Consider the following 16,693-nt stretch of genomic DNA (forward strand, 5'->3'; position numbering starts at 1 on the left):
AACCCTTCCACTCACATTAATGGCATATTATTAACGCATTATTTTCATTTTTATTTCAATTAATCATGAAATCAGCCTGAGATTGCAAACCGCATATGTTCTGGTCAGAATAGCCACTTCTCTTTCAGAATTTTCTCTTAAATATGCTCAAGCGAATTATTCCCTCTCTATTATTAATGCTGGGTTTTTATACCGGAAACGCGCTGGCGGTTGATTGCCAGCGAGCGGCCAGGCCGCTGGAAAACACCATCTGCAATAACGACACCCTGCACTGGCTGGACAGCACGATGGGCGCCATTTATCGCTCTATGCTGGTGAAGGGGAATGGCGCGCAGGTGCATAAAGACTATCTTGAGTGGGAAAAATCGCTTGAAAACTGTACCACCGACGGCTGTATTGAACGAGCCTACTATGAAGGCATCAGCCGAATTTCCGGGGTGAAAGAGGGCTTTGACTGGCAGGGTACATGGTGGAACATCACGGCAGCTAATCGAAGCGGGGGCAAATTAACCTTTAGCCGTAATGCAGAATGGTCATTAACCCTTGATATCAGAGCCTGGGCTGGCATAAACCATGACGACTTCACAGCAGAGGCCCAGAAAATATACGGCATGGTGATAGTGGAGAAAGTACAAAGCACCAGTAACTGTAAACTGCTGCTTATCCCGAGGCAGAATGGCTCAATCCAGGTGCACAGTAATGGCGAATGGGGCTGTAAATTGTCGATGCCGGTGGGGGTATTTGTTGACGGACGCTATGTGAAAAGCGCCAAGGACCCACGTCCGAAAGCCACGTTGCTGTCCATTGGTATATTCCCGGATGTTGAAACCGACAATCGCTTCAGAGAGATGGTGGGCAATGACTACCAGAATTTTGTGGATGCCGCAAATGTCTATATCTATCAGGATGATATAGACAATATTGGCGCGAAGGTGATTGCCATGTGGGTACGGGGTGAAGCCAATCGCCATACGGCAATTATCATGTACACCCCGGAAGGTAAAATGTGGGCGGCGCGAACGTCGCCGGGTAAAAAAGGGGGGCAGGAAGCCAAGTTTTACCGCTCGAAGAGCAATGAGGCAGACCCGCTGCCGCGCACTATCCGGGGCTGGAAGCTGCGGTTTTTAGATAAGTAGCTTTGCTCAAGCCGCCACTTCTTTCAAACTTAACGTCGCTTCAGGTCGTTACCCTCACCCTGGAAGGGAGAGGGCCGGGGTGAGGGGGAAATCACGCCAATGTCCCGACAATCTTCAAATCACTTTCGTCCGGCACCTCGTTATAAGACAACACATGCAGCCCGGTGCTAAACAGGCGGCCATAGCGCGCCAGAATCGGGCGAAGCTGTGGGGTAACCAGCAGCAAAGGCGGCAGGCTTTTCGCCCTCATCTGCTCGTAAATCATCGGCATGGTATTTTGCAGCTGCGACAGAATATTGGGGTCAACCGGGAAGCTGTCCAGTGCCACTTTCCCGGCCTGTTGGGCCTGATTCAGGGCGTTCAGCAGCAGGTTTTCCAGCTCGTTATCCATGGTGTATGCGGCAAGCTGACCGCGGTCGCCGTTGATGTTATGCAAAATAGCGCGCCGCAGGGCGTAACGCACATCGGCACACAGCAGCTGCGGATCTTTGGTCACCGCGGCGCTTTCCAGCAGCGTGGCGGCAATGGTGACAATGTCTTTCAGCGACACCTGTTCCAGCAGAAGCTGCCGGTACACTTTCAGCAACTGGCTGAAATTCAGCGCAGCATTTAAGTCTTCCGCAAGCTTGGGAGCCTGCAGCGCCAGGCGCGCATGGAGATGCGTGATATCGTCATAATTAAACAGATCGGGCAAATGCTGGCGCGCCACTTTGTTGACGTGCGTGGCCACCACGCTGGCGCAATCCACCACCTGATAGCCAAGATTTAACGCCCGCGCTTTTTGGTCGGGATCAATCCAGACGATAGCCATGCCGTAAGCCGGATCGGTATCCAGCACGCCGTCAATCTCGCCGTACAGTTCGCTGCCGGGGATCGCCATCAGTTTTTCCGAGTTCACTTCCCCCAGCGCCACTCGAATACCATTGATGTGGATGGCGTACTGGGCGGGTTTGAGGCGGAAGTTCTCACGGATGCGGATCTCTGGCAACAGCACGCCGCAGGTCTCAGAGATAACCTGTCGCGCCCCGCGAATACGCTGCGAAAGCGGGCTGCCTTTGGCGGTATCCACCAGCGAAACCAGCTTGTAGCCAAGGTTCAGACCAATCGGCTCGACCAGCGGAATGCTGTCCCAACTGACGGTAGGTTCCGTGTCGGGGCTGAGCGCCTCCTGAATCGCCAGAATGTCATCATCCTGCTGCTGCGCAGGCTGTACCACTTTGCTCTGCCGCCAGGCGGCAAACAGCAGCAGAGCGGTAAAGCTCAGGAAGGCGATATGCGGCATACCCGGCACGATGGCCAGAATAAACATCACGAACGCAGCGGTATAAAGTACGTTCGGGCGGGCGAGCAATTGCGTTTTAATTTCGTGGCTAACGTCGGCGTCGTCGCTTACTCGGGTCACGATAATAGCGGCCGCAGTCGCCAGCAGCAGGGATGGGATCTGCGCGACCAGGCCATCACCAATCGTCAGCAACACGTACTGCTGGAAGGCGTGGCTGGCATCAAGATCGTATTTAAAAATACCAATACAAATCCCGCCGATCACGTTGATGATAAGCACCATGATCCCGGCAATGGCGTCGCCGCGCACGAACTTTGAGGCCCCGTCCATCGCGCCGTAGAAATCGGCTTCGTTGGCAACGTCTTTACGCCGGGTTTTGGCCTGTTGCTGATTGATTAATCCGGCATTCAGGTCGGCATCGATCGCCATCTGTTTGCCGGGTAGGGCGTCAAGGGTAAAGCGGGCGGACACTTCAGAAATACGCTCTGCGCCTTTGGTGACCACCACGAAGTTAATTATGGGGGCGGTCACCGAAGAAGAGCGGAAAGAGATTGTCTCTTTGCTTAACAGCGACTCGCTGTTTGACGGCATGTCCGGGATGCCGATTACCCAGCTAAACGGCTCCGGAGGCAGCGTTACTGTTCTGGCCGGGAAGCCAAAGCCGGATGATGCCAGCCAGGCTATTCAGCAGGATGTTGCTGCGCTACAGGCATTGACCAATGCGGCAAGCCATGGGGAAAGTCTGGAAGACGTGAACCGCCGCTCAGAGCAGGAAATTGAAGATTTGGCCCGGGTGATCATGAAGATCACTTCAGCCTATGAGGCGCAGTCTAATCTGCAAATCGAGATCGTGCCGCAGGGGCTGCGTATTCTGGTGCAGGATGATCAAAAACGAGAAATGTTCCAGCGCAGCAGCGCCATTCTGACTCCCTTTTTTAACCGCCTGCTGACGGAGTTTGCTACGGCGCTGAACGCCATTGACAACAAAATTATTATTACCGGACACACCGATGCGACGCGTTTTCGTGACCAGGAGCTTTACAACAACTGGAACCTTTCCGGCGAGCGTGCCATGCAGGCGCGCAAAGCGCTGGCGAAGGGCGGGCTGGATACCGGAAAAGTGCTGCAGGTTAGCGGGATGGCTGACCAGATGTTGCTCGATCCTGACCATCCGCTCGGTTCGGCCAACCGCCGTATTGAAATCATGGTGTTGACCCATTCCGCTAGCGCTTCGCTGTATCAATTCTTTGGTCAGCATGGCGAAAAAGTGCTTAAGCCGCTGGCCGAGCGCGTGGCGCAGCAGCCCTCCGCGGCACGCTAAGTTTTCAGGTATTTGTGTTGCTTATGTCTATTTCCACCTCAATTGTCTCCACTTTTTCGCCTGCGTCCGAACTCTCCCGGCGTAGGGCGGGATTTTTTTTTCTGCTGCTATTCGTCCTGTTTTCGTCTCAGGCCTGGGCTTCACCCGCGAAAAAGTCTAAAGCAAGCGTGAAGCGCACACAGATCGCGCAGCCGCAGAGTAAAGAAGCCCGTGAACGGATGAAAAATCGTGCAAGGCTGCTTACCCGTGCCAAAAATCGCCTTGCAGTTGTCCCGCCTACGCCCGAACAGAAAAAGCGTCAGGCTGCTGAAAAACTGGTCGCTCGTGCCCTGAACCGTGAGCAGCTCGCCATGCACACTCGCTGGCGTCCTGGGCTGATGGGGGGCTCAGAAGGTCTGTGGCCGTTGGCGACCGAAGCGCTTATGGCTGAGATGGTAAGCCCGCGTGTGGAAGCCACTCTCCACAAAGTGATAGCGCGGCTCAAGCAACAGTTGGGCAAACCCTATGTCTGGGGTGGACAGACGCCCGAGCAGGGCTTCGACTGCAGCGGGCTAATCTATTACGCCTATAACAAGCTGCTTAGCCAAAAGCTGCCGCGTACCGCCAACGGTATGTTTCAGGATCGGCGATTAAAGCGAATAAGTCAGCGCCAGCTTCAGCGTGGCGATCTGGTGTTTTTCAGTATCAAAAGCCAGGATCGCGCCGATCACGTCGGGGTTTATTTGGGAGAAGGGCAGTTTATCGAGGCGCCCAGAACCGGGCTGAATATCCGCATCAGCCAACTGGCAGACAATTACTGGCAGGATCATTACCTGGGGGCGAAGCGTATTTTGACCGAGGAGGCGGTTCTGTGAGGTCAGACCCCTCACCCCGGCCCTCTCCCGGAGGGAGAGGGTTAGGGTGAGGGTAAGAAGCCGTCTCTCCCGAAAGAGAGGCCGCCGCCACGAATTGAATTAGCGGTGGAATTCACCGGCAGATTCAGGCTGGTAGTGCAAAGCGAGCACTTCAAGGTGAGTCTGACTGCCGTTTGGCAACGTCCAGTTGATACTATCGCCAACCCGCAGGCCGAGCAGCGCGGCACCGACTGGAGCCATAACAGAAAGCTGGTTATCGCTGTCGGTCAGGTTCGCCGGGTAAACCAGCGTGCGTACGTGGACTTCCTGAGTGCTTAAATCGCGAAACTCTACGCGGCTGTTCATGGACACCACATCCGATGGCATCTTCTCCGGGCTGCACATCTCCGCGCGATCCAGTTCGGCGTTGAGCGCCTCTGCCACCGGGGCTTTGGCGTACTGCGGCTGTTCCAGCAGGTGGTCAAGGCGTTCGGCGTCTAGTTCGTTAATGATGATGGCAGGTCTGGACATAGTTCTCTCCGTGTAAAAAAGCAGGGCACTCATGTGCTGAAATCGTACAAAGAAAAACCCCCACCGAAACCGGCGAGGGTTGTTCACGTAGGAACGATGATACTGAGCTTAGCCCGGAGTTGAAAGCGAGATCAGTCACATTTTGACTTCCCCCGAGTCCCTTACAGAATCACGCTCCCCAGCGCCGCCAGCAGGAAGGCGATGGTGCCGATCAGCGTTTCCATCACGGTCCAGGTTTTCAGCGTCGTTTTCTCATCCATTTCCAGGAAACGCCCCACCAGCCAGAAGCCGGAGTCATTCACGTGAGACAGGACGGTAGCGCCCCCGGCAATCGCGATAACGATAAAGCACAGGTCAAACTGGCTCAGGCCCGTGGTGGCTTCGACCATCGGTGAGACCAGCGCGGCGGTAGTAGTCAGGGCAACGGTGGCTGACCCTTGAGCAACGCGAAGCGCAGTCGAGATAACAAAGGCGGCAACGATAACCGGCATGCCGGTGTCTGAGAGGACGCCAGCCAGCGCGTCACCAATGCCGCTTGCGCGTAGCACGCCGCCGAACATACCGCCCGCTCCGGTCACCAGGATAATGCCGCAAATCGGGCCGAGTGCGCCGTCACATACCTTTTCAAGATGCTGGCGGCTATGTTTGCCGCTGAAGACCATCAGGGCAAAAAAGACGGTAATCAGCAGCGCAATAGGCGTTTTGCCCAGCATGCGCAAGAAGTTCACCAGCGTATTGTCGGCGCTGACCCAGCCGAGCACAGTGGCGGTGTTGAGGCCGGTATCGAGGAAGATCAGCACCAGCGGCATCAGTAAAATTGTCATGACCATGCCGAATGACGGCGGCTGGTGATTCTGATCCACTTCGACTTTACCGAGGAAAGAACTCGGCAGAGGAATATCGAATTTCTTCCCGGCATACAGCCCGAAGAGATAGGCCCCGAGATACCAGGTCGGGATGGCGATAATCAGCCCTACCACAACCAGCAGGCCGATGTTCGCCCCCAGCAGTTCGCTGGCGGCCACCGGGCCTGGATGCGGCGGCAGAAGCGCGTGCATCACCGCAAAAGCACCGGCCGCCGGGAGCGCATATTTCAGCGTTGAGCCGCCGAATTGCTTGGCGACGCTGAAGATGATCGGCAGCATCACCACCAGACCCGCGTCAAAGAAGATCGGGAAGCCAAAAAGCAGTGACGCGACGCCAAGGGCAAAAGGTGCCCGGTGAGCGCCAAAGGTCCCAACCAGGGTGTCCGCCAGCACCTTTGCGCCGCCGGAAATTTCCAACAGGCGGCCAATCATGGCGCCGAGTCCAACTAATAAAGCGACGCCTGCCAGGGTGCTGCCAAAGCCACCCAGGATCGTGGGTACAATTTTGTCGAACGGCACGCCTGTGACGAGTGCCACAATGACGCTGACCAGGGTCAGCGCCAGGAAGGCATGTACGCGAAAGCGCATGATCAATACGAGCAGGAGCACGACGGAACAGGCGGCAATACCCAGCAGGCTTCCTGCGCCTAAACTTGTTGTTATTTCGGTCATTTTATTTCCCCAGTGGCAAATTCTCAGATGAATGCACCAAAAGCGTGTTATTGGGTGATGCTGATACCGGTAACATGATATCGGTAACATCCGGTTGCCTGTAAATGAACTCTGTAATGTTTGTTAACATTCTGGGACGAAGTTCAAACAATCAAAATAATCAGTGCGAAAGGTGAGCGGGGGAATTGTTTGGCTGGGAAAAGTCTGACACGCGCCTGACTTACACCATCAGGGAGCGAAATACTGCGGGGGCCACCGTGTAGCACGGGGCCCGGCTGCTTTTAACGAGCAGGGTGTTCCGCTATCGGCAACAAGAGCTCTTTGAGAATTTCATAGCGCTGCTGCGGCGAGAGCCAGATAAACCCCAGCAGTTTTTGCTGGCTGCCTTCACGCTCGAACTGCGCCCTCAGCTGCAGTAAGTACCGTTTTGTTCTGTTCATGGTCACCTCCAGGTTCGTTACCTGAAGGCTATAACCAAAAAACCGGAACAAATAGTGATGCGATTAATTTTTGACTTCAGTATTTATTCTGTCAGTAGCCAACTGCGTCCAGGCGGAAGCTCTTCCCGCAGTTGCCGGGGTGTTTTTGCGGGGCAAAGGAGGCAGTTTGCAGCGGTTGGTTAATCTTGTCTGCCAGCAGGGAGATCTGCATTTCCGTGAGGTAGGCGGGATTACCGTCACAGGTTAGCTTGATAGCATTCACCGCATCGCTGCCCCAGGTTTGCTTCACGGCTTGGTTAAACGCCTTACGCGTCACCACCTGGCCGTAGTGCTGAGCCAGGAACTGGCCAAAAGCGGTGTGTTTCACTTCTCCATTCAGGCGCACCATCGTGCCGAAGTAATCGTCGGGGTTAAAGCCAAAGCAAACGCCGTGCTTGGCGTATTCGTAGCGCTCCAGGCAGGATTGCCCCCCGGCGCCGGGCATCACGCCCGCCAGCTTTGAGGCCATTTCAACGGAAAGCCCGGTATCCGGCGCGGCGCATTTGTTTGAAGCCCTGGCTTCGGCCATATTCGGCACCGGGCGAGTGGCGCAGCCGTAGCGCATCCAGCGTTTTTCATCGACGCCGCGTGACGCGACAGATTTTGGCAGACCGGGCCAGAGGCCGTGAACGGTCAGGAAGGCACTTTTATCCGCCTGTTCCTGCTGGGCTTTACACTCCGCGGGTTCGTTGCGATTGCGGTCGTGCATGCTCTGACAGAAACCGGTTTGCCAGGAGAGCGCCAGCACGTAGCGATCAAAATCCCCGTACTGGCTGGGCTGCAGGGCGTCGGCAAACGCAAGTGGACTAAGTAAAAGCGGCGTGCAAAGCAGTAAATGTCGCGGTGTGAAATTCATCATTATTCTCTTATCTGTCCTGGAGGCGGACTTATTATAGGCATAAAAAAAGCGCCTGATGCAGGCGCTTGAAACAATGATGGCTGCGGGTTAGTGAACGATCGCTGCTGCAGGAACCAGAATCTCCGTGGCGATAATCACCACAATAAGACCGACGGCGACCGGCACAGAGGTACGCTTCACCACCTCGAAAGGTGAGATTTTTGCCATCCCGGCAACGGCCACTACCACGCCGGAAACTGGAGAAATGGTGCGGCCCAGGTTGGAAGCCTGCAGCATCGGAATGGTCAGGTATGCCGGGTTAATCCCGGAAGAGTGAGCCAGTTTCGGGATCATTTCGACGAAGGCATAGAACGGTGCGTTACCGGAGCCGGTGGTCATGGCCGCCAGCATAGTCAGCACCACCAGCACCAGCATCAGAATAATGCTTGCGGAACCAAACGAGGTGGCAATAGAGATCAGGCTTTGAATAAAGCCGATGGTACTTAAGCCCTGGGCAAAAACGCCGGCGGCAACCAGCAGCATCACCACGTTGGCAAAGGCGTCCGCCATGCCGCGATAGCAAACTTCCATCCCGGAGAAGACGTGCTGCGTATTGAAGCTGCGGAAAAACTCAATCAGCGCGGCAATCAGAATACATATCACCAGGATAGTAATGATATGCAGCTGCGGGCCCCATTTGCCGTCGAAAATCAGTACCCCGACAATCGGCGTAAACGGCAGGATGGCGTAGAAAGCGGGCGCGGAAGTCTGAATTTCACTCACGTCCAGCATTTCGTGGTTGATGTGCTCTTTCTTGTCGAGATAGCGCTGCCAGAAGAAATGCGCGATGGCCATGCTGATGATGGCGGCGATGGAGATAGGAATGGTCGTTTTAAAGGCAAAGTCGACCAGCGACATTTCAGAAGCCTGAGCGGCCAGCACCACGTCTCCGGACGTTGGAGCCAGAATAATCGCCGCCGGAGAAGCGCAAATGGCTGCGGCAGCTCCGCGGCTGATACCGACATTGACCATGACCGGGAACAGCGTAGCCATTAACAGCACCCCAAGCCCGGTTGCGGAAGAGACCGCCAGCGACATCAGGCAGGCGACGAAGTAGGCGGCAATCATCAGTAAGTAAGGCGAGTTGATGAATTTCAGCGGCTTAGAGGCCAGTTTGACCACCACATCGTTGGCGCCGATATGGGTCATGTAGGCGGCAAACCCGCAGAGCATCATGATCATCATGCCAAGATCGCCGCCACGGCTCATCAGCAGGATTTTGACGTATTCAAAGATGTCCGTGGCGGTGTAGCCGGTGCTTTCCGCGCTGGCGGGCAACACTTTATGCCCCATCAACGCGCTGACGATAAGTAACAATAACCCGCCGACGAACAGCACGCCGGTGGCGGAATAGCCTTTGATGATGTAGCGGGCAACGCCCACAATCACCACGACCCCGATAATAAGTTCCAGAATGGTAAGCATGATATCCCCTGATACGCTAAGGCGCTCTTCGGCGTCCTTACGCTTGCGGCTGTAAGTGGTTTTCTCTCAGAAATTAAAATAGTGATTTTTTACAGGCGACTGTAAAGGGCTAAGAATTTGCCTCAGAACCCGTTTGGAGTTTCTGATAAGCGTCAACTTTCGTTGCAACGGATCAACTTTAGGCAAAGCTTTTGTTGGCTGCATTACATTTATCGACGTGGTCGATAAAAAATAAGGCATAAAAATTGTGCGAGTTTTGGCGGTATAACCGACGATCGGTTATGTAAAAACAATGATTGTTTTGCCTGATTGTTAACGAATGGCTTTTTCGTAAACCAGTTAAAAAAAACTTTAAAACGCGACAGGCTGCCGCCTATACTGCCGATCTCTTTTATGTCGGGGTTTTTATGCTGCACACCTCCCTCTGGTCGACAAGCCGCTGGCGCTTTATCAGGAAGCATCTTTTGATGCTGCTGTTGGCGTTGGGCTGGTTTTTTGTCAACAGTCAGGTGGCGATAGCGTCCTACGATTGCCCGGTTGATATGACCGCTGGCCCCATGGCAGCCCCGCATGCCGACACCATGCAGATGCCTGACAAGGCGATGCAGGCGAAACTCAGTAACCCGCTGTGTGAAAAACACTGCGTGCCTGACGTAATGCAAAAAGACAACGGGCACAGCTCGCTGGTGGCGTTACCGGTTGCAGATACCCTTGCGCTGGTTGAGCCTCAATGTTCAACGGTCGTTGAATCCGCCCCTTATGTTACCCCTCCCGCAACAGGACCTCCGGCAACCATTCGTTTTTGCCGCTTTAGAGAATAACTCCAGCACCGTCAATGTTTTGGGGCTTTGCCCATTCCCTTTTTGACTGTGTTTTGGAGAGAAATCATGTTTAACGCTATTCGTTCTGCTGCGGCCGGTGCGCTGCTTGTTGTTGCCGCTTTCCCTGCTTTTTCCGCTGAAACTTCCCACGATATGTCCTCTATGAAGGGGATGTCTGACATGCCTGGCATGACGATGTCTTCTGATGCGACTTCGGCGATCAAGGTCTACAAAACCGAAGGCGTGGTGAAGACCATCACCGCCGACAGCGTGTCTATTGCCCATCATCCCGTCGCCGAGCTTGGCTGGCCAGCCATGACGATGACGTTCACTTTGCCGAAAGACGGTTCGCTGCCGGCGTTTAAGGTGGGAGAGAAGATTGCCTTCTCTTTCACCCAGCATGCGGCCGGGTATCAGCTGGCTTCCGCAACCCCGCTTAACTAACCGAGGTTGCTATGAAACAACACACCCTGAGCCTCTGGCTTGGTGGAGTGCTGTTGGCTACGTCTGTCTCCGCCGCTCAGGCGGCGGAGCTCAGCCTGCAACAGACTCTGCTGGCCGCCGAGCACTATTCTGCGGCGCTGTCCGCCAACCGTAATCAGAGCGATGCGCTGAACGCCATGGCTGACTCTGCCCGGCAATTGCCCGATCCAAAGCTGAAGTTTGGTATCGAAAACGTGCCGGTGGGGGGAAGTAATAACCATCGCTTTAGCCGTGACGGCATGACCATGCAGCGTATCGGCATCATGCAGGACTACGTCAGCGAAGATAAACGCGATCGTAAAGCGGACACTATACTGGCGCAGTCGGCCAGCAGCCAGGCCAAAGCGGAGGTGATTCGCGCCAACCTTCAGCGCGATACCGCGCAGGCGTGGCTGGATCTTGCTTTATCTGAGCGAGTGCTGACGGCTGCCCGTAAGCTGGTGAGCGAAACCGAGCGGCAGATTGGCGTCCAGAAAGCCACCGTGGCCAGCGGCAGCTCGCCCGCTTCCGGCGTGGTAGATATTCGTATGACGCTGCTCTCCATGCAGGACAAAGTCACGCTTGCCGAGCGGGATGTCACCCTGGCGCAGACCCGGCTTCTGCAACTGACCGGGCAGACGGTCGATAGCGTGGTGGGGACATTGCCCCGCTACCAGCGGTTACCGGCCGATCCGGCAGTGCTTGAAGAAGGCGTGATGCAGCATCCGGAGGTGATTGAAGCCGCCCGTGAAGCCGACGTTGCTCGTGCGAAATCAGCCCAGTCCGCCGTAGCCGCTAAACCTGATGTTGGGATTGAGGTGTATTACGGACGCCGCGCTGAAGGTTATGACGATATGGCGGGCGTGATGTTCACCGTCGATCTGCCTCTGTTTAAGCCTCAGCGGCAGGATAAAGATTACTCTGCCGACGTTTCCCGTGCGATGGAAGCGAACGATCAACTGGCACTGGCTCGTCGGGAGCGTGTTGCGCTGGTTCACTCGCTGGTGGCTAATTACCAGGCTGCGCAAAGCGTCTGGCAGCGGCAGCAGGATCAGGCTTTACCGCTTCAGCGCCAACGCCTGTCTCTGCTGGCGTCGCAGTACCGCGCCGGACAATCCTCTCTGACTGAGCTGCTGGCCGCTCGCCGGGATCTTCTGGACACCGAGCTGACCGCCAGCAGTGCGGAAAAAGCCGTGGCCACCAACTGGGCGGCGATCCGCTACCTTACGCCTCAGGATGTTAACCAATGAAAAAATCACTCACTTTTTCCCTGTTGGCAGGGGCGGTTGTTGCCGCGCTGGCCGCGGGATATTACGCCGGGAAGCAGCCAACCTTTCACCAACATGCCGAAGCTCAGCCCCAGCAGGAAAGCGGCCGCAAAGTGCTGTATTGGTACGATCCTATGGTGCCCGGTCAGCGGTTCGACAAGCCGGGGAAATCGCCGTTTATGGATATGGCGCTGGTCCCGCGCTATGCCGATGAAGTGGCCAACGATGGCGGCGTGACGGTCAGCAACCGCCAGCAGCAAAACCTGGGCATTAAGACTGCCGCCGTTGAGCGCAAGGCTCTGAGCGTGCCGTTCGCCGCTTTTGCCACCGTAACGCTGGACGAACGCAGCGTACAAATCATCCCGGCCAGCGCTAACGGTATTGTGGAAACGCTGTATGTCAAAGCCCCTCAGCAGTACGTGAAAGCCGGGGAACCGTTGGCGCAGCTGTGGTTCCCGGAATGGACCGCCGCACAGCAGGAGTTTCTGGCGGTGCGCAAGCTGGGAGACAGCGCTTTAACCGCGGCGGCCAGAGAGCGGCTGCAGCTGCAGTTTATGCCCACGGAAGTGATTCGCCAGGTTGAGCGCAGCGGCAAGCCACAAACCCGCGTTACCATTCGCGCAAAGCTTGCCGGGTATGTAAATAAACTGGAGGCGCGGGAAGGGCAGCAGGTGACCGCGAATGCCCCGCTGTTCGAAGTGGCAAGCCTTGATTCCGTCTGGATTGTGGTGGATTACCCGCAGTCTCAGGCTCAGGCATTGCAGCCGGGAAGCGAGATTGTGGCGACCGCCGACAGCTGGCCTGGAGAGGTATTCCACGGGCGAGTAAGCGAACTGCTGCCGAACCTCGAAACCACCACCCGCACGCTGAAGGCGCGCATTGTGCTGGATAATCCGCAAATGAAGCTCAAGCCCGGCATGTACCTCAGTGTGCATCTGGCAAATCAGCAGCCCCGCGCCGCGGTTCTGGCCGTGCCGGAGGAGTCGCTGATTGAAACCGGAAGCCAAAGCCGGGTGCTGGTTGCCGAAGACGGCGGCCATTTCCGCCCGGTGAACGTGGTGCCGGGCATCAGCGACAAGGGCTGGGTGGAGATTCGTTCCGGGCTGAATGAGGGCGAGAAAGTGGTCACTTCCGGCCAGTTCCTTATCGACTCAGAGGCGAGCCTGCGCAGCGCGTTGCCTGAAACAGACGCTCAGCCAAAAGCGCCGCCTGCAGCAAAGACCTACGACGGCGAAGGCGTGGTCAAAGCGGTGAGCGCGGACGCTATTACTATTGCCCATCATCCTATCCCCGCGCTGAACTGGGGCGCTATGGTGATGCCTTTCGCGCTGACATCGCCGACCAGCCTGAAACCGGGTGATGCAGTCATGTTCAGCTTTACAATGGACGATGAAAAAGGGGCCGTTATTACTCACCTGATGCCGATGGCGGGGGCGCACAAATGATTGCCGCCGTTATTCGCTGGTCGCTTAAAAATCGTCTGCTGGTGGTGCTGGCCGCCATCATTATGGCGGCGTGGGGGCTTTGGTCGCTGCAGAGAGCGCCGCTGGATGCGCTGCCGGATCTCTCCGACGTGCAGGTGATTGTGCGGGTCAGCTACCCGGGCAAAGCGCCACAAATCGTGGAGGATCAGGTCACCTATCCGCTGACCACCACCATGCTGTCCGTTCCGGGAGCCAAAACGGTGCGTGGCTTCTCCATGTTTGGCGATTCTTATGTCTACATTCTGTTCGACGATGGGACCGATCCTTACTGGGCGCGCTCCAGGGTACTTGAATACCTGAGTCAGGTGCAGTCTCAGCTGCCGCCGGAGGCTAAAGCCTCGCTGGGGCCAGATGCTACCGGGGTTGGCTGGGTATACGAATATGCGTTGGTGGACAGAACCGGCAAGCACAGCCTGGCGGATCTGCGAGCTCTTCAGGACTGGACGCTGAAGTTTGAGTTGAAAACCGTGCCCAACGTCTCTGAGGTGGCAAGCGTCGGCGGCATGGTGCGTCAGTACCAGATTGTGCTCGATCCGGAGCGCATGAAGGCGCTGAATATTACCCATGAGCAGATCATTAACGCGGTGAAAAGCGCCAACCAGGAAGGCGGCGGTTCGGTGATCGAGATGGGCGAAGCCGAGTATATGGTGCGGACCTCTGGCTATCTCAAAAATCTGGATGACTTCAAGCAGGTGGTTATCACCAGCCGGGACGGCGTGCCGGTGCTGCTTTCCGATGTCGCTTCCGTGAGGCTTGGGCCTGAAATTCGTCGGGGCGTGGCGGAGTTTAACGGTGAAGGCGAAGTCGCGGGTGGCATTATCGTGATGCGCTACGGCAAAAACGCCCTTGAAACGATTAACGCGGTAAAAGCAAAGCTGGCTCAGCTGCAGAAGAGTTTGCCCGCCGGCGTTGAAATTGTGCCGGTGTACGACCGCTCGCACCTGATTGAAAGCGCGATTGAAACGCTCTCCCACAAGCTGCTGGAAGAGTTTATCGTGGTCGCCATTATTTGTTCGCTGTTCCTGTTCCACTTCCGCTCTGCGCTGGTGGCGATTATTACTTTGCCGCTGGGGATTTTAGGGGCGTTTATCGTCATGCATTACCAGGGCGTGAACGCCAATATCATGTCGCTGGGCGGGATAGCAATTGCCATTGGCGCGATGGTCGACGCGGCGATAGTGATGATTGAAAACATGCACAAAGTGCTTGAGCAGTGGCGGCACGATCATCCGGGAGAGCAGCCGCGCAGCGAAGATTACTGGCAAATTTCCCAGCAGGCGGCGGTAGAAGTGGGGCCGGCATTATTTTGCAGCCTGCTGATTATTACCCTGTCGTTTATCCCGGTGTTCTCTCTTGAAGCGCAGGAGGGAAGGATGTTTTCGCCGCTGGCCTTCACCAAGACTTATTCTATGGCGGTGGCGGCGGGGCTGGGAATTACGCTGGTGCCGGTGCTGATGGGCTGCTTTATTCGCGGCAAGATCCCCGATGAAAAGGCCAACCCGATTAACCGCTGGCTGATTGCGGCCTACGAGCCTGTACTGGAAAAGGTGCTCGACAGGCCGAAAACCACGCTTGCGGTAGCCGGTGTGTTGCTGGTCGCCACGCTTTGGCCGCTGAGCAAACTGGGCAGCGAATTTATGCCGCCGCTGGATGAGGGGGATTTACTGTATATGCCTTCCACGTTGCCAGGTATTTCGGCCCGTGAGGCAGGACGATTGCTGCAGCAGACCGATCGCCTGATCAAAACGGTGCCGGAAGTTGAAACCGTTTTTGGCAAAGCGGGACGCGCCGAAACGGCCACCGACCCTGCGCCGCTAACAATGATTGAAACCACCATTCGCTTTAAGCCACGCGACCAGTGGCGGCCGGGAATGACGATGGACAAGCTGGTGAATGAGCTGGACAGCGTGGTGAAGGTGCCGGGCATTGCCAACGTGTGGGTGCCGCCTATTCGTAACCGACTGGACATGCTGGCCACCGGGATTAAAAGTCCGGTAGGGATAAAGGTGAACGGCAATAATATTGCCGCCATTGAGTCGGTTGCCGAGCAGATTGAACATGTGGTCAAGCAGGTGCCGGGTGTGACGTCCGCGTTGGCTGAGCGCCTGGGCGGCGGGCGCTATGTGGACATTGACATCGACAGGCGTAAAGCGGCGCGCTATGGCGTTTCGGTTAAAGAACTGCAGTCGCTGGTTGCCACGGTTATCGGGGGGGAAAACATGGGTGAAACTATCGAAGGGCGTGAGCGTTTCCCAATAAATGTGCGCTACCCGCGTGAACTGCGCGATAACCTGCAGAAACTGCGTGATTTACCGGTTATTACCTCCAACGGCAGCCAGGTGGCGCTTTCTGAGCTGGCAAATATTGCGATTACAGAAGGGCCGCCGATGCTGAAAAGCGAAAATGCGCGTCTTTCAAACTGGATCTATGTCGATCTGCGTGGCCGTGATTTGAAGTCCGCCGTGGAGGATATGCAGCGTGCGGTGGCCGAGCAGGTGAAATTGCCTGAAGGCGTTTCTCTTTCATGGTCAGGGCAGTTTGAATACCTGGAACGTGCGACGGCGAAATTAAAAGTTGTTCTGCCTTTTACCTTGTTAATCATATTTGTACTGTTATATGTCACCTTCTCGCGAGTGAAGGATGCGCTATTAATTATGGGGACTTTACCGTTCTCGCTAATTGGCGGCGTGTGGCTGCTTTACCTGTTGGGATATAACCTGTCGGTGGCCGGAGCCGTAGGCTTTATTGCCCTGGCGGGAGTTGCCGCTGAATTTGGCGTGATCATGGTACTTTATTTAAACCAGGCACTGACTAAGCATCAAAAAGCCGATGAGGTACAGGATGACGGTATGCTGCGGCGCGCCATTCACGAGGGGGCTGTCCTGCGCGTCAGGCCAAAGGTGATGACGGTGGCCACTATTATGGCAGGTTTAATGCCGATTATGTGGGGCAACGGGACTGGATCGGAAGTGATGCGACGTATTGTCGCCCCGATGATTGGGGGGATGGTGACGGCGCCATTGCTGTCGATGCTGGTTATCCCTGCGGTATATATGCTGATTAAAAAACGGAAATAAGTGTTGTTCGCCGGAGCGGATATAGTTATGCGCTCCGGCTTGCAATTTTATTCAACGTTGTCTGACATCTGTTTGGGAATTCAGCGTATTGACAACAGGCAGTGGACAATTTTCTTTACAAGTCATGTGCTGATTTAG

General features: G+C 55.7%; 13 protein-coding genes and 1 pseudogene. 8 read left to right on the forward strand and 6 right to left on the reverse strand.

Going from position 1 to position 16,693, the window contains the following annotated elements:
• Positions 1-143: 143 nt before the first annotated feature.
• Positions 144-1,136 carry a hypothetical protein gene (locus WFN87_RS05330; RefSeq protein WP_166994521.1) on the forward strand — a complete coding sequence of 331 codons (993 nt, stop codon included), beginning with the start codon at positions 144-146 and terminating at the stop codon, positions 1,134-1,136.
• A gap of 91 nt (positions 1,137-1,227) precedes the next feature.
• Here WFN87_RS05330 and WFN87_RS05335 read toward each other — a convergent pair.
• Positions 1,228-2,937, reverse strand: a pseudogene (locus WFN87_RS05335) (flagellar biosynthesis protein FlhA); the annotation flags it as partial.
• Here WFN87_RS05335 and WFN87_RS05340 point away from each other — a divergent pair.
• On the forward strand, positions 2,936-3,739 hold the full coding sequence (locus tag WFN87_RS05340) for an OmpA family protein (RefSeq protein WP_336982216.1): 804 nt from the start codon (positions 2,936-2,938) through the stop codon (positions 3,737-3,739). The pseudogene WFN87_RS05335 and the gene WFN87_RS05340 overlap by 2 nt on opposite strands.
• A gap of 17 nt (positions 3,740-3,756) precedes the next feature.
• Positions 3,757-4,593 carry an NlpC/P60 family protein gene (locus tag WFN87_RS05345; RefSeq protein ID WP_166994522.1) on the forward strand — a complete coding sequence of 279 codons (837 nt, stop codon included), beginning with the start codon at positions 3,757-3,759 and terminating at the stop codon, positions 4,591-4,593.
• A gap of 99 nt (positions 4,594-4,692) precedes the next feature.
• Here the strand turns inward: WFN87_RS05345 and rnk are convergent, their stop codons facing one another.
• The 5 genes from rnk to dcuC all read right to left on the reverse strand — a co-directional run bounded on the left by rnk (position 4,693) and on the right by dcuC (position 9,443).
• Positions 4,693-5,103 carry a nucleoside diphosphate kinase regulator gene (gene rnk / locus WFN87_RS05350; protein WP_336708394.1) on the reverse strand — a complete coding sequence of 137 codons (411 nt, stop codon included), beginning with the start codon at positions 5,101-5,103 and terminating at the stop codon, positions 4,693-4,695.
• A 161-nt stretch (positions 5,104-5,264) separates the two neighbouring features.
• A complete protein-coding gene (locus tag WFN87_RS05355) occupies positions 5,265-6,641 on the reverse strand; it encodes a GntP family permease (protein WP_008456007.1) in 1,377 nt (458 codons plus the stop codon).
• A 281-nt stretch (positions 6,642-6,922) separates the two neighbouring features.
• A complete protein-coding gene (locus WFN87_RS05360) occupies positions 6,923-7,081 on the reverse strand; it encodes a hypothetical protein (RefSeq protein WP_157141387.1) in 159 nt (52 codons plus the stop codon).
• A gap of 91 nt (positions 7,082-7,172) precedes the next feature.
• Entirely contained in the window at positions 7,173-7,979 is an 807-nt protein-coding gene (rna, locus tag WFN87_RS05365; RefSeq protein ID WP_336982219.1) for a ribonuclease I, read from the reverse strand.
• A gap of 87 nt (positions 7,980-8,066) precedes the next feature.
• Positions 8,067-9,443, reverse strand: a complete 1,377-nt coding sequence (gene dcuC / locus WFN87_RS05370; protein WP_008456010.1) for an anaerobic C4-dicarboxylate transporter DcuC — start codon at positions 9,441-9,443, stop codon at positions 8,067-8,069.
• A gap of 467 nt (positions 9,444-9,910) precedes the next feature.
• Between dcuC and WFN87_RS05375 the strand changes: the two genes are divergently transcribed.
• The 5 genes from WFN87_RS05375 (at position 9,911) to WFN87_RS05395 (ending at position 16,555) form a co-directional block, all read left to right on the forward strand.
• Positions 9,911-10,264, forward strand: a complete 354-nt coding sequence (locus WFN87_RS05375) for a hypothetical protein (RefSeq protein ID WP_336818632.1) — start codon at positions 9,911-9,913, stop codon at positions 10,262-10,264.
• A 66-nt stretch (positions 10,265-10,330) separates the two neighbouring features.
• On the forward strand, positions 10,331-10,708 hold the full coding sequence (locus WFN87_RS05380; protein ID WP_166994523.1) for a copper-binding protein: 378 nt from the start codon (positions 10,331-10,333) through the stop codon (positions 10,706-10,708).
• Between the two features lie 11 nt (positions 10,709-10,719).
• Positions 10,720-11,976 (forward strand): TolC family protein, encoded by a 1,257-nt coding sequence (locus tag WFN87_RS05385; protein WP_008456017.1) that lies wholly within the window; start codon positions 10,720-10,722, stop codon positions 11,974-11,976.
• Positions 11,973-13,439 carry an efflux RND transporter periplasmic adaptor subunit gene (locus tag WFN87_RS05390; protein WP_336982220.1) on the forward strand — a complete coding sequence of 489 codons (1,467 nt, stop codon included), beginning with the start codon at positions 11,973-11,975 and terminating at the stop codon, positions 13,437-13,439. Before WFN87_RS05385 ends, WFN87_RS05390 begins: the two co-directional genes overlap by 4 nt.
• Positions 13,436-16,555 carry an efflux RND transporter permease subunit gene (locus WFN87_RS05395; RefSeq protein WP_336982221.1) on the forward strand — a complete coding sequence of 1,040 codons (3,120 nt, stop codon included), beginning with the start codon at positions 13,436-13,438 and terminating at the stop codon, positions 16,553-16,555. Before WFN87_RS05390 ends, WFN87_RS05395 begins: the two co-directional genes overlap by 4 nt.
• Positions 16,556-16,693: the final 138 nt, after the last annotated feature.

The sequence above is a fragment of the Cedecea sp. AS113 genome, assembly GCF_037152415.1.
GTDB lineage: Bacteria > Pseudomonadota > Gammaproteobacteria > Enterobacterales > Enterobacteriaceae > Cedecea.

Coding starts and splice junctions, on each gene's coding strand:
- WFN87_RS05390 (WP_336982220.1), top strand. CDS start 11,973: ATGAAAAAATCACTCACTTTTTCCCTGTTGGCAGGGGCGGTTGTTGCC.
- WFN87_RS05340 (WP_336982216.1), top strand. CDS start 2,936: ATGGGGGCGGTCACCGAAGAAGAGCGGAAAGAGATTGTCTCTTTGCTT.
- rnk (WP_336708394.1), bottom strand. CDS start 5,103: ATGTCCAGACCTGCCATCATCATTAACGAACTAGACGCCGAACGCCTT.
- WFN87_RS05375 (WP_336818632.1), top strand. CDS start 9,911: ATGCTGCTGTTGGCGTTGGGCTGGTTTTTTGTCAACAGTCAGGTGGCG.
- WFN87_RS05355 (WP_008456007.1), bottom strand. CDS start 6,641: ATGACCGAAATAACAACAAGTTTAGGCGCAGGAAGCCTGCTGGGTATT.
- WFN87_RS05395 (WP_336982221.1), top strand. CDS start 13,436: ATGATTGCCGCCGTTATTCGCTGGTCGCTTAAAAATCGTCTGCTGGTG.
- WFN87_RS05385 (WP_008456017.1), top strand. CDS start 10,720: ATGAAACAACACACCCTGAGCCTCTGGCTTGGTGGAGTGCTGTTGGCT.
- WFN87_RS05380 (WP_166994523.1), top strand. CDS start 10,331: ATGTTTAACGCTATTCGTTCTGCTGCGGCCGGTGCGCTGCTTGTTGTT.
- dcuC (WP_008456010.1), bottom strand. CDS start 9,443: ATGCTTACCATTCTGGAACTTATTATCGGGGTCGTGGTGATTGTGGGC.
- rna (WP_336982219.1), bottom strand. CDS start 7,979: ATGATGAATTTCACACCGCGACATTTACTGCTTTGCACGCCGCTTTTA.
- WFN87_RS05330 (WP_166994521.1), top strand. CDS start 144: ATGCTCAAGCGAATTATTCCCTCTCTATTATTAATGCTGGGTTTTTAT.
- WFN87_RS05360 (WP_157141387.1), bottom strand. CDS start 7,081: ATGAACAGAACAAAACGGTACTTACTGCAGCTGAGGGCGCAGTTCGAG.